At 56.5% G+C, this 12,308-nt stretch carries 10 protein-coding genes; 7 read left to right on the forward strand and 3 right to left on the reverse strand.

The window, feature by feature from the left end; genetic code table 11:
- Window positions 1-33 precede the first annotated feature (33 nt).
- From xdhA to ACR0IU_RS12490, 7 genes are all read left to right on the forward strand, one after another.
- Window positions 34-1,395 (forward strand): xanthine dehydrogenase small subunit, encoded by a 1,362-nt coding sequence (gene xdhA / locus ACR0IU_RS12460; protein ID WP_480716467.1) that lies wholly within the window; start codon window positions 34-36, stop codon window positions 1,393-1,395.
- Window positions 1,392-3,794 carry a xanthine dehydrogenase molybdopterin binding subunit gene (gene xdhB / locus ACR0IU_RS12465; protein WP_480716468.1) on the forward strand — a complete coding sequence of 801 codons (2,403 nt, stop codon included), beginning with the start codon at window positions 1,392-1,394 and terminating at the stop codon, window positions 3,792-3,794. The genes xdhA and xdhB overlap by 4 nt, the downstream gene beginning before the upstream one ends.
- Window positions 3,794-4,759 carry a xanthine dehydrogenase accessory protein XdhC gene (xdhC, locus tag ACR0IU_RS12470; RefSeq protein ID WP_480716469.1) on the forward strand — a complete coding sequence of 322 codons (966 nt, stop codon included), beginning with the start codon at window positions 3,794-3,796 and terminating at the stop codon, window positions 4,757-4,759. The genes xdhB and xdhC overlap by 1 nt, the downstream gene beginning before the upstream one ends.
- Window positions 4,756-6,273, forward strand: a complete 1,518-nt coding sequence (locus ACR0IU_RS12475; RefSeq protein ID WP_480716470.1) for an ABC transporter ATP-binding protein — start codon at window positions 4,756-4,758, stop codon at window positions 6,271-6,273. Before xdhC ends, ACR0IU_RS12475 begins: the two co-directional genes overlap by 4 nt.
- A 63-nt stretch (window positions 6,274-6,336) precedes the next feature.
- On the forward strand, window positions 6,337-7,419 hold the full coding sequence (locus ACR0IU_RS12480; protein WP_480716471.1) for an ABC transporter permease: 1,083 nt from the start codon (window positions 6,337-6,339) through the stop codon (window positions 7,417-7,419).
- Window positions 7,419-8,339, forward strand: a complete 921-nt coding sequence (locus ACR0IU_RS12485) for an ABC transporter permease (RefSeq protein ID WP_170476699.1) — start codon at window positions 7,419-7,421, stop codon at window positions 8,337-8,339. The genes ACR0IU_RS12480 and ACR0IU_RS12485 overlap by 1 nt, the downstream gene beginning before the upstream one ends.
- Before the next feature lie 31 nt (window positions 8,340-8,370).
- Window positions 8,371-9,444: a BMP family ABC transporter substrate-binding protein gene (locus ACR0IU_RS12490; protein ID WP_170703522.1), complete on the forward strand. Its 1,074-nt coding sequence runs from the start codon at window positions 8,371-8,373 to the stop codon at window positions 9,442-9,444.
- A gap of 65 nt (window positions 9,445-9,509) precedes the next feature.
- Here the strand turns inward: ACR0IU_RS12490 and ACR0IU_RS12495 are convergent, their stop codons facing one another.
- From ACR0IU_RS12495 to ACR0IU_RS12505, 3 genes are all read right to left on the reverse strand, one after another.
- Window positions 9,510-10,316 (reverse strand): class I SAM-dependent methyltransferase, encoded by an 807-nt coding sequence (locus ACR0IU_RS12495; RefSeq protein WP_480716472.1) that lies wholly within the window; start codon window positions 10,314-10,316, stop codon window positions 9,510-9,512.
- Between the two features lie 161 nt (window positions 10,317-10,477).
- On the reverse strand, window positions 10,478-11,710 hold the full coding sequence (locus ACR0IU_RS12500) for an HlyD family secretion protein (RefSeq protein ID WP_480716473.1): 1,233 nt from the start codon (window positions 11,708-11,710) through the stop codon (window positions 10,478-10,480).
- A gap of 3 nt (window positions 11,711-11,713) precedes the next feature.
- On the reverse strand, window positions 11,714-12,115 hold the full coding sequence (locus ACR0IU_RS12505) for a hypothetical protein (protein WP_170543335.1): 402 nt from the start codon (window positions 12,113-12,115) through the stop codon (window positions 11,714-11,716).
- Window positions 12,116-12,308: the final 193 nt, after the last annotated feature.

The raw sequence follows: 12,308 nt of genomic DNA on the forward strand, positions 1-12,308 counted from the left end.
GGGCGCAACTGGGTAACGCGACGGGTTTCACTCATGAATATCACGTTTCTTCTGAACGGAGAGACAGTGGAGCTGGAGGATATCGATCCGACGGCGACCTTGCTGGATTGGTTGCGCGAGGATCGCGGCCTTACCGGCACCAAAGAGGGCTGCAACGAAGGTGATTGCGGAGCCTGCACTGTCATGGTGACCGATGAGGACGGTGCCAAGGCGGTAAATTCCTGCATCATGTTCCTGCCGCAACTTCACGGTAAAGCGGTGCGCACTGTCGAAGGCGCGAGCGGCCCAGACGGAGACGCTCACCCGGTTCAGAAGACAATGGTGGATCTGCATGGCTCGCAATGCGGGTTCTGTACGCCTGGTTTTGTGATGTCGATGGTGGCAGGTCACACCAATGGCGCGACGGATCACGACAATCAACTGGCCGGAAACCTGTGTCGCTGCACGGGCTATGCACCAATCATCCGGGCGGCTGAGGCCGCCGAAGCACATCCAGTTCCCGTGTGGGTCAAAGATAAGCCGGTGTCTATCCAGTCGACCCCTGCCAGGTTGCCTGGTTCGTCGGATGAACTCGCCAAGATTTACTCTGAAAATCCAAATGCTACTTTAGTTGCCGGGGCAACGGATGTCGGACTTTGGGTCACGAAGCAGCTGCGCGACCTTGATCCCGTAATCTTTCTTAATCGTTGTGAAGATCTGAAAGAGATCACGATCACCGATGCAGAAATCCGGTTTGGCGCAATGGTCGACATGAACCGCATGGGCGATGCGCTTGCCGATCTGCATCCGTCTTATGCAGAAATGGTTCGGCGCTATGCCAGCGTTCAGGTCCGAAACGCGGCAACGGTTGGTGGCAACATCGCCAATGGCTCGCCCATCGGAGATAACCCTCCTGCCCTTATTGCTTTGGGAGCAACACTGCACCTGCGCAAGGGTGACGCCCGCCGGTCAATCCTTCTGGAAGAGTTCTTCATTGACTACGGCAAACAAGATCGCGCGCCGGGCGAGTTTGTCGAGGCCGTCAGCTTCCCGCGTCAGGCTGATCGGTTGAAGTGCTACAAACTCAGCAAACGGTTCGATCAGGATATCTCGGCCGTTTGCGGGTGTTTCAACATCACCGTAACCAACGGCACAGTCGAACAGGTTCGCGTTGCTTTTGGCGGCATGGCTGGAACTCCAAAACGTGCAACGGCAGTCGAGGCTGCGCTAACCGGCCAGCCATGGACGCGCGAAACAATTAACGCCGCATTGCCTGCTTTTGCGGAAGATTACGCACCGATGACCGATATGCGGGCCTCGGCCACGTATCGTCTGGAAACAGCCAAGGCGATGCTTGTCAGATACTACAACGAAGATCAGGGCAAACTGTCCAATGTACTGGAGGTGTCGGCATGAGTGTCGCCAAATCCCTTCCGCACGACACCGGACCACTGCATGTGGCCGGCACAGCGCGCTATGTCGACGACATCCCGACACCAAAGGGATCGTTGCATCTTGCGTTTGGACTAAGCCCGATCGCCAAAGGTAAAATCAGCGCCATGGATCTGTCTGCCGTAAGGGCTGCTGACGGTGTGGAGACGGTGATCACCGCTGATGACCTGCCCTTTGCGAACGACGTATCCCCATCAATCCATGATGAGCCGCTTTTGTCGGATGGAACGGTGCACTATATCGGTCAACCGGTATTTCTGGTCGTCGCCACCAGCCATCTGGCTGCCAGAAAAGCGGCCCGGCTGGGCAAGATCGACTATGCCGAGGAAGCACCGATTCTGACAGTCGAGGAGGCCCTTGCCGCTGACAGCCGATTCGAGGACGGCCCGCGTATCTACGCCAAGGGCGATGCAGAGGCCGCCATCGCAGGTGCGGCTCATATCGTCGAAGATGCGTTTGAGATCGGTGGGCAGGAACATTTCTATCTGGAAAGTCAGGCCGCACTGGCCGTGCCCAATGAGGGCGCGGATATGCTGGTGCACAGTTCGACTCAGCACCCGACCGAGATACAGCACAAGGTAGCCGATGCACTGGGTGTTCCCATGCACGCAGTCCGGGTTGAAACACGGCGGATGGGCGGAGGTTTTGGCGGCAAGGAGAGCCAGGGCAACGCTTTGGCCGTCGCCTGCGCCATCGCCGCACGTGCGACTGGCAAGGCCTGCAAGATGCGCTATGACCGTGATGACGATATGACGATCACGGGCAAGCGCCATGGCTTCCGGATTTCGTACAAAGCCGGGTTCGATGAAAACGGACATATTCAGGGCGTTTCCTTTGTACACTATGCCTTGTGCGGTTGGGCGCAGGATCTGTCTCTTCCGGTAGCAGATCGCGCCATGCTGCATGCGGACAATTCCTATTTGCTGCCAAATGCCCGGATCGAAAGCCATCGGCTGAAGACCAACATCCAGTCTGCCACTGCCTATCGTGGGTTTGGTGGTCCGCAAGGGATCGTTGGGATTGAACGCGTAATGGACCACGCGGCGCATGTTATGGGGCTGGACCCAATAGAGCTGCGCCGCCGGAACTACTATGAACCGGCGCATGAGGTGGCCGATCCCCCGGTTGCTCAGAAACCTCTGGGCCATCCTGACCCGCATGAGGACCTCACCAGCCGAGGCGCGGTTGAGATGGGCGATGCACCGGTTCGCCCGGTACCCGCAGGCGGCAACACCACGCCTTATGGGATGGAAGTCAGCGATTGCGAACTGCATGGCATGACAACAGCTTTGCTGAAGTCTAGCGACTATGCCGCCCGCAAGCAGGCGGTTGACGCATGGAATACCGAGAATAGCGTGATAAAGAAGGGGATCGGTTTTTCCCCGGTGAAGTTTGGTATTTCCTTTACACTGACCCACCTGAACCAAGCCGGTGCGCTGGTGCATGTTTATCAAGACGGCTCGGTCCACCTGAACCACGGTGGCACCGAGATGGGCCAGGGGTTGTTCCAGAAGGTCGCTCAGGTTGCAGCGTCGCGTTTTGGCATACCACTTGAGCTGGTGAAAATTACCGCCACCGATACGGCCAAAGTACCGAATACATCCGCCACCGCGGCCTCGTCAGGAAGTGATCTGAATGGCATGGCGGTCAAAGCAGCCTGCGACACCATCCGTGACCGGATGGCGGATTATCTGGCTGAACGACATCAGGCCGACCCCACGACCGTGACATTTGCGGACGGGCAAGTTTCAGTAGGCGAAGAAAGCTATAGCTTCGCCGAAGCCGCAGCGTTGGCATATCAGGGGCGCATCAGCCTGTCCGCAACCGGATTCTATAAAACTCCGAAGGTCGAATGGGACCGGATCAAAGGCCATGGGCGCCCCTTCTTTTACTTTGCCTATGGCGCAGCCATCACTGAGGTGGCTGTCGATACACTGACCGGTGAAAACCGTATCTTGCGCACCGATATCCTGCATGATGCGGGCGCGTCCCTGAACCCGGCGTTGGATATCGGGCAGGTCGAGGGTGCTTATGTTCAGGGCGCGGGCTGGCTGACGACAGAAGAACTGGTCTGGGACGGCAAAGGCAGTCTACGCACGCACGCACCATCCACCTACAAGATACCGGCCTGTTCTGACCGACCCGATATTTTCAATGTCGCGCTTTGGGATGGAGAGAATCGTGAGGACACGATCTATCGTTCGAAAGCGGTTGGCGAGCCACCCTTCAATCTTGGCATATCAGCTTGGTTGGCCCTATCGAACGCGGTGGCCGCATGCGGAACCAGCTATCCCGCGCTGAATGCGCCTGCCACCGCAGAAGAAGTCTGGCGTGGAATTCAAAGGGTAAAGGGAGATACCTGATGGGATTTGACAGGGAGGCTTTGAGGGAGGCGGTCAAAACCCACGGCAAGGTGGTTCGGGTCGTCATTGCCGGGATCAAGGGATCATCACCGCGCGAAGTTGGCGCTTCGATGCTGGTATGGAAAGATGGGCAAAGCGGCACCATCGGCGGCGGCACGCTGGAATATCAGGCCGCTGAAGCTGCGCGTCGCCAATCCAAACCGTCACGGTTGAGCCAGCATGCACTTGGCCCTGATTTGGGCCAATGCTGCGGCGGAGCAGTTTCGCTACTTTCGGAGATATATGACAACGCTTCTTTAACGCATATTGAAGGTACGGTCGTCGCACGACCTGTGACCCAGGAATGCGAAAAAGAGGACCCGCTGGATACTCAGGTTCAGCCTATGGCGGTTAAACGCGTATTAGCGCGGTCTCGCGCTCAAGGCGTCGCACCCGAGCCACAGCTGATCGAGGGATGGATGATCGAACCCATCCACGAACCCACCCGCAACCTCTGGATTTGGGGTGCAGGGCATGTTGGCCGTGCTCTGGTGGATGTTCTTTCCCCCCTGCCCGATCTTGCAATCACATGGGTTGATACCGGTCCCGAGCGTTTTCCCAGCAGCATTCCGTCGGGGGTGACTGCCGTGCCGGCGGCCAAGCCTGCAGAACTGGTGCGACACGCACCGCCTGAGGCCGAGCATTTGGTGCTTACTTATTCACACAATCTGGATCTGGAACTGTGCAACAGGTTGCTTTTGCACGATTTCCGTTTTGTCGGGCTGATTGGTTCAGCTACTAAATGGGCGCGATTCCGGTCGCGACTGGCGGCGCTTGGACATCTGCCCGCACGAATAGGCCGGATTACCTGCCCGATTGGCGACCCCAATCTGGGCAAACACCCGCAGATGATCGCCGTTGGGGTCGCAGCGCAACTTCTGCGCCCGGCCCGGCAGAATGAACTGAAGAAGGACCTGAGCGCGTGACCACTCCACTTCTAAGTCTTCAAGGGCTGACCAAAGCCTATCCCGGCGTCGTGGCCAATGATCAGGTGTCTTTCGACATCGGAGAGGGCGAGGTTCACGCCTTGCTGGGCGAGAACGGCGCGGGCAAATCAACGCTGGTCAAGATGATCTATGGCCTGGTGAAGCCCGACAGTGGTTCGATGCTACTGCGTGGCCAGACTTTTGCACCGCCTGAACCACGAGCGGCGCGCTCTGATGGGATCGCGATGGTGTTCCAGCACTTTTCATTATTCGATGCCCTGAACGTCGCCGAAAACATCGCGCTTGGTATGGAAAACCCTCCTGCGATGGGTGATCTGGCGTCCCGCATCCGCGAAGTGTCGGAAACTTATGGCCTGCCGCTGGATCCGTATCGCACAGTGGGTGACCTGTCTGCGGGAGAGCGTCAGCGGGTCGAGATCATCCGTTGCCTGCTGCAGGACCCCAAGCTGTTGATCATGGATGAACCAACATCGGTTCTAACCCCTCAGGAAGTCGATATCCTTTTTGAAACGCTGAACAAATTACGCTCCGAAGGCACCTCGATCCTGTATATCTCACACAAGCTTGAAGAAATCAGAACGCTGTGTGACCACGCCACGATCCTACGTCTGGGCAAGAATGTAGGCGAGTGTGTACCCGCCGAAACCTCCGCCCGTGACATGGCCGAAATGATGGTCGGCTCGACGTTGCAAACGCCAGAACGATCCGGTCGGGAGTTTGGCGAAGTCGCACTGGATGTAAGTGGCCTTTCAGTGCCATCGCCTTCGGAATTTGGCACGGCGTTACGCAATGTTCACATGACCGTTCGCAAGGGCGAAGTTCTGGGCATCGGTGGCGTTGCCGGAAACGGTCAGGACGAATTGCTGGGTGTTCTGTCAGGAGAGATTCCAACCGCTGCAGATGCGATCAAGTTCAATGGTCAAGCGATTGGCAAGCTCGGTCCGACGGCCCGGCGGAAACTTGGTGTGCTGACCGCCCCCGAAGAACGGCTGGGCCACGCAGCTGCCCCTGATATGAGTCTGACTGAAAATGCCCTGCTGACCGGATCGATCCGCGAAGGGCTGGAAAGCAATGGCTTTCTGAAATGGAATGAAACCAAAGAGTTCGCCGAGAAAATCATCAGCGCTTTCGACGTTCGGACACCCGGGCCTGAGAATGCAGCACGCTCGCTCTCGGGTGGGAACCTGCAGAAATTCGTGATCGGGCGCGAGGTGTTACAGAACCCCGATGTGTTGGTGGTGAACCAGCCAACCTGGGGCGTGGACGCTGCTGCTGCGGCTTCGATCAGACAGGCGATCTTGGATCTTGCGGCCAAGGGAACGGCAGTGATCTGTATTTCCCAAGACCTTGATGAGCTTATGGAAATCTCGGACAGCTTTGCCGCATTAAACGAAGGGCGTCTGAGTGCGCCGCGTGAGACCACCGGCCTGACGGTTGATGAGATTGGCCTGATGATGGGCGGAGCACATGGCATGGAGGTGGCGCATGTCTGACGTGTTGAACTGCCTTCTACGAGAATATTTTCAAAAAGATGAAGAAAGCGGGGGGATAATCGGGTGATTGTGCTGGAGAAACGACCTCAGCCATCCAAGGCTTGGTCATATGCGACCCCCTTGGTGGCGGTGTTGGCCACGATGGTTTTTGGCGGATTGCTGTTCGCTATACTGGGCAAAAATCCGGTTGAGGCGATCGGAACAATTTTCTGGGAACCGCTGTTTGGCGAGTTCGCATTCTACTACCGCCCTCAACTGTTGGTCAAAGGTGCGCCTTTGGTGCTGATTGCGATTGGCCTGTCTTTGGGTTTTCGCGCAGGTATCTGGAATATCGGTGCTGAGGGTCAATATATCATGGGAGCCATCTTCGGGGCGGGTGCTGGACTGGCATTCTATCCGATGGATGCGTTCTTCATCTTTCCCATCATGGTGATCGCAGGCGCGTTTGGCGGCTGGCTGTGGGCAATGATTCCGGCCTTTCTTAAGGTTCGGTTCGGAACCAACGAAATCCTCGTCTCTCTGATGCTGGTCTATGTGGCCGAGCAGTTTTTGGCCTCGGTTTCGCTGGGTCTGCTTAAGAACCCCGAAGGGTTTGGCTTTCCCGGATCGCGCAACCTGCAAAGTTATGAAAGTGCGCACAATGCGGAACTGATCGCAGGTTCAGGTATGCACTGGGGTGTAGTTGCGGCATTTATTGCAGTGATCTTCTCATATATTCTGCTGAACCGGCACATGCTGGGCTTTCACATTCGCCTGACAGGTGAGGCGCCTCGTGCAGCCAAATTTGCAGGCGTGAACCCAGCACGTTTGATCCTGTTCTGTCTTGGCCTGTCCGGTGCACTTGCCGGTCTGGCAGGTATGTTCGAGGTCTCGGGCCCCTCGGGCGTGGTCAGCATCGACTTTAACGTCGGCTATGGCTTCACCGCGATCATCGTGGCCTTTCTGGGCCGTCTGCATCCGGTGGGGATTCTGCTGGCAGGCGGGCTGATGGCGCTGACCTATATCGGTGGTGAAATTGCGCAGTCTCAACTAGGCCTGCCTGCCGCCGCGATACAGGTGTTTCAGGGAATGCTGCTGTTCTTCTTGTTGGCATTCGATCTTTTGACAAATTACCGCATCCGTGCGGCACGTAGCGAGGTGGCATAATGGACCTTGGTGAGATTAACCCCGTCCTTTTGGTCGCTTCGCTGATGGTGGCCGCAACGCCACTGCTTCTGGCCGCGATCGGTGAACTGGTCGTCGAAAAGGCGGGCGTTCTGAACCTCGGCGTCGAGGGAATGATGATCGTAGGCGCGATCAGTGGCTTTGCGATCTCGGTTGAAACCGGTTCACCCTGGCTGGGCTTTATCGCGGCAGCCATCGGAGGCGCGGTGCTATCGCTGCTATTCGTGCTGTTGACGCAGTTTGCGCTGGCCAATCAGGTCGCCAGCGGTCTTGCCCTGACCCTGTTCGGATTGGGCTTCAGCGCGCTCATGGGGCAGAGCTATGTGGGCATCAAACCCCCCAGCATGGGCGACATACATATCCCGCTGCTCAGCGACATTCCGGTCGTCGGTCCGATCCTGTTCCAACACGATCCGATCCTCTATGTCGGCATCGCGATAATCGCCGCCGTCTGGGCCACGCTCAAATACACCCGTGTTGGACTTATCCTGCGTGCTGTGGGTGAAAACCATGACGCCGCCCACGCACTTGGCTACAAAGTCATAAAGATCCGCATCATGGCGATCCTGTTTGGCGGGGCCTGCGCAGGACTTGGCGGTGCCTATATCAGCCTGATCCGAGTCCCTCAGTGGACCGAGGGTATGACCGCCGGTGTTGGTTGGATCGCTCTTGCACTGGTGGTGTTCGCCAGTTGGAAACCATGGCGTGTTCTGCTGGGTGCCTATTTGTTCGGCGGAATCACTGTGTTGCAACTGAATTTACAGGCGGCGGGCGTTGCCATCCCGGTCGAGTATCTGGCAATGTCGCCCTACATTATCACGATCCTTGTGCTTGTGATCCTTTCGGCCGACAAGAGCAGCGCACCTGCCTCACTGGGCCGTACATTCCATGCCTCGCTCTAGGGGCTAACTAAACCAACTTGGGGAGTAACTCATGAAATTCACTACACTTTTGGCAAGCGCCGCCATGGCGCTAGGTCTGGCCACCGGTGCCATGGCCCAAGACAAGACCAAAGTCGGGTTCGTATATGTCGGCCCGGTGGGCGACGGTGGCTGGACCTATGAACACAACAAGGGTCGCCTTGCAGTCGAGGAAGAGTTCGGCGACAAGGTTGAGACTGTGTTTGTTGAATCGGTCCCCGAAGGCCCAGACGCCGAGCGCGTGATGACTCAGATGGCGTTGGAAGGTGCTGACCTTATCTTCACCACCTCATTCGGATACATGGACCCGACAATCAATGTCGCCAAGAAATTCCCGAATGTGAAGTTCGAGCACGCGACCGGCTACAAAACCGCAGACAACGTTTCGGTCTACTCGGCCCGTTTCTACGAAGGACGCGCGGTGCAAGGGCACATTGCGGGCAACATGACTAAGTCCAACATCATTGGCTACATCGGGTCGTACCCTATCCCCGAAGTGATCCGTGGTATCAATTCGGCCTATTTGCACGCCAAAAAGGTGAACCCGGATGTCGAGTTCAAAATCGTCTGGGCCTACACATGGTTTGATCCCGCCAAAGAGGCTGACGCCGCCAAGGTTCTGATCGAACAGGGCGCAGACGTTATTCTGCAGCACACCGACTCGACCGCACCGCAAGCTGCGGCGCAGGAAGCTGGCAATGTGGTAACCTTCGGTCAGGCCTCTGACATGAGCGAATACGCCCCCTTCCCGCGTGTGTCATCGATCATCGATGATTGGGCACCCTACTACATCGCGCGGACACAGGCGGTCATGGATGGCACCTGGGAGAGTGTAAATACCTGGGACGGCATCCGGGAAGGAATGGTCGCAATCGGTGAGATTTCCGACGCGGTACCGGCTGATGTCAAAGAAGAGGCGCTGGCCCTGAAAGCCGCGATGGCGGCAGGTGAATATCACCCCTTCACCGGCCCGATCAACAAACAGGACGGCAGCGCCTGGCTGGCCGAAGGCGAAGTTGCTGATGACGGCACGCTGGCCGGGATGAACTTTTACATCGAGGGGCTGGAAGGCGACATTCCGCAGTAAAGTCTAACCCAGTAAGATAAGATCAAGGCTCGCAGAATCCTGCGGGCCTTTTTTTGGTCATCCGTTCAAGGGGACACCATCTGGAAGAAATGGGCTTTCAGCGGTATCGCCGACGGCTCTGAACCAAAACGTGCACGCATATTGTGTGCGAGATCACTGGCAATTTCACCATGGTCTCCATCGCGTTCGAGAACCTCAAAATAGGCTGGGCTGCCAAGCATCAGGCCCAACGCAAAATTATCAAAACTCGCAACAGTTGAGGCATGTTCGACGTATTCGTGGCGTGGCTCGACAAACCCTGCTTGCGCAACCTCATCCAGAATCGCGGCAGCATCGTGTAGCGAGAACGGGACTTTCATGAAACCGGGAGGATGACCATCAAATGCAGCGGATAATGTTTCGATGACCAATTCGGAATATGGGTTCTCGGCGTTCGTGCCCCAAGTCGAAAACAAATAAATGCCACCCGGTTTCAACACCCGGAGCGCTTCGGCATAGGCTTTGGCACGATCCGGGAAGAACATATGACCGAACTGGCAGATGACCGCGTCGAAACTTGCGTCATCGAATGGAAGCTCCTGCGCATCTGCAGTTTGAAAACTCACGTTATCCGTCTCGCTGAACTTAGTGCGTGCGATATCAAGCATCGGTTCGTTGAGGTCTGTGACCACAATATGCCCATCTTCCAACGCACTAGACACATGCTGGGTCACGATCCCCGTGCCTGCAGCGAGTTCTAACACCTGTCTGGGCGAAACGGCCGCTGTTTTCTGCGCCATAATGCGGGCCATATGATCGAATATCACCGGCCCCATCTCTCGATCGTAATTTCCCGGGATATCTCCTACAAATGCAGAATTTGTATCAACCATCGTAACCTCCATGCACCGAAAAATCCCCAGCCGATCATGGCCAGCTGAGGATATGCTGAGGCATGGTAGCACAGACTGAGCAAGTTCAGCGACATAACCACGTTGAACACATGGCTGCCAGGGATCGGGTCAAACACCAAGTAATGGATTAGGAGCCGGTCTTAGTGTCCAGTCAAAACCAGAGTGTTCACCGGCATCAGGATCAACCGCAACCGCAAGCCCGCAGCGTGGACAACGCCGATGGTGTCGACCACATGCAGGAAAGACTTTTCCCAGAACCCAAGGTTTTCGTCTTCCAGCTTGGCGTGGTTATCCGTGTAGACATTGGCCAGACAGTTGCTTCCCGGCGGCACATCATCGGCCATGCTTTCATAAAGCGGCTCGAGATAGACGAGGATCGAGCCTGGCTTGGTATTGGTCTGGACGTCACGCAATTCATCGGTTGGCCGGATCTGACCTGAAGGGATCACATCCTGTACCTCGACGACGATGACGGGGATCACTGTGAAGGGTTTTGTCATGCACCCGATTTCACCGATCATGCCTGGTTTGATCACTTGCGCTGAAAGCTGGTTGAACGCAGCCTGAAACCGGTCGTGCCCCGAAGAAGACGGCACAAGGATGCCTGCAGGCCGCAATAACGGGCTCACGTAATCGCCGACCTGCAGCCCAAATTGTTCGATGCGACCGGTGACACCTGCGCTGATTATGGTCTTGTCCAGCTCGGTCAATGCCGCGTCAAGCTGAGCATTCGCGCTGGCAAGCTGGGCAGGGATCAGTTCCTCGATCTGCTGCACCACTGCAGCGCGCTTGGAAGTGGCAGCCGTGACTTGCGCCTCACGCTCGGCGACCAAATTTTCAAGCCGGTCGATCTCGGCCAGGCGCACGGCACTAGACCCTTCGTCGCGCAATGTTGTATTCCGCTCGAGATCTTCAAGCGCCTGATCCAAAGCCGCGCGTGCACCCGCTATGCCTGCCTCGGCCTCGGCCAGATCGGTTTCCGCCACTTTTAATGAGGCTTGAACCTGCGCGATTTGCGCATGAGCAGCTTCAACCTGTGCTGTTTGCGTGAAATCCTCAATCCGGAAAATCGGCTGCCCTGCTGTCACCTGCTCATTGTTGCGCACATAAACTTCGGAAACGCGGCCGCCGAGCTGTGGAAGGATCGTGACCGTCCGGAAGTACGAGGCTGCCGTTTTGCTGGCCGGATGGAAATAAAACAAAGTGGTGATCACCGTCAGTGCCAGAATAGCGCAGGTCGTTAACCCCCAACGCAGTTCATACCACATGGTGAACAGAGTAATCTCATGTCCGATCCGTTTGCCCTGAACAAAGCGGCGGAACAGATAGTCGGGAAGCACGGTGATCAGTGCGCACAGCATCGTCTCAATCATGGTTCAGTGCCCCTGCGCTGCCGGTTCTGAGGTTTCGGGCTCAATATCCGGTTCGGGTGGATCAGGCACCACGGCTTTATCCTGCCCCGGTGCCAGGGATCGGATGGCATCTGCAATCGACCGCAACGGAGCAGCAAAATCGGGGAACTGAAAACCCGCGACAAGAATTGCCGCAATCCAGAATATTCCGTTGTGGGTAAACAAAGCCAACAGCGCGAGTATTCCAACCAGCTGAAATTGTGGATGGTTATTCTCATGCGCCATTTTTTCCGGGATCGAATGTAGCGTAAAATACGCAACCCCGATCAGGACCACCAAACCGACGGTGAAAATGACCATAAAGGTAAAGAGGTAGTCGCTACCGTCCGCCTGCGTTACATAAGAGGGTATATGCCCCGTTGCCATCGGGTGAATGTCTGCCGAGTTCACGTCCGCCTCCGAATCTTGCTTTGATTGCACTAAGAGCAGGCTGATCGCTTGCGATCAAGCTTCCTGTGCTTGGTGCTTGCGTCTTTTCGTTTGAAGGCACGCGTGCCATGGTCAGCATAGGTCACGGGTTTATTATGCGTCACACTGATCACCCGCGGCCGGAAGCGAA

Source organism: Ruegeria sp. CL5 (genome assembly GCF_056536485.1).

Bases quoted from the DNA above. Each gene is read 5' to 3' on its own strand.
- xdhA (WP_480716467.1), top strand. From the start codon at position 34: ATGAATATCACGTTTCTTCTGAACGGAGAGACAGTGGAGCTGGAGGAT.
- xdhB (WP_480716468.1), top strand. From the start codon at position 1,392: ATGAGTGTCGCCAAATCCCTTCCGCACGACACCGGACCACTGCATGTG.
- xdhC (WP_480716469.1), top strand. From the start codon at position 3,794: ATGGGATTTGACAGGGAGGCTTTGAGGGAGGCGGTCAAAACCCACGGC.
- ACR0IU_RS12485 (WP_170476699.1), top strand. From the start codon at position 7,419: ATGGACCTTGGTGAGATTAACCCCGTCCTTTTGGTCGCTTCGCTGATG.
- ACR0IU_RS12490 (WP_170703522.1), top strand. From the start codon at position 8,371: ATGAAATTCACTACACTTTTGGCAAGCGCCGCCATGGCGCTAGGTCTG.
- ACR0IU_RS12495 (WP_480716472.1), bottom strand. From the start codon at position 10,316: ATGGTTGATACAAATTCTGCATTTGTAGGAGATATCCCGGGAAATTAC.
- ACR0IU_RS12500 (WP_480716473.1), bottom strand. From the start codon at position 11,710: ATGATTGAGACGATGCTGTGCGCACTGATCACCGTGCTTCCCGACTAT.
- ACR0IU_RS12505 (WP_170543335.1), bottom strand. From the start codon at position 12,115: ATGGCAACGGGGCATATACCCTCTTATGTAACGCAGGCGGACGGTAGC.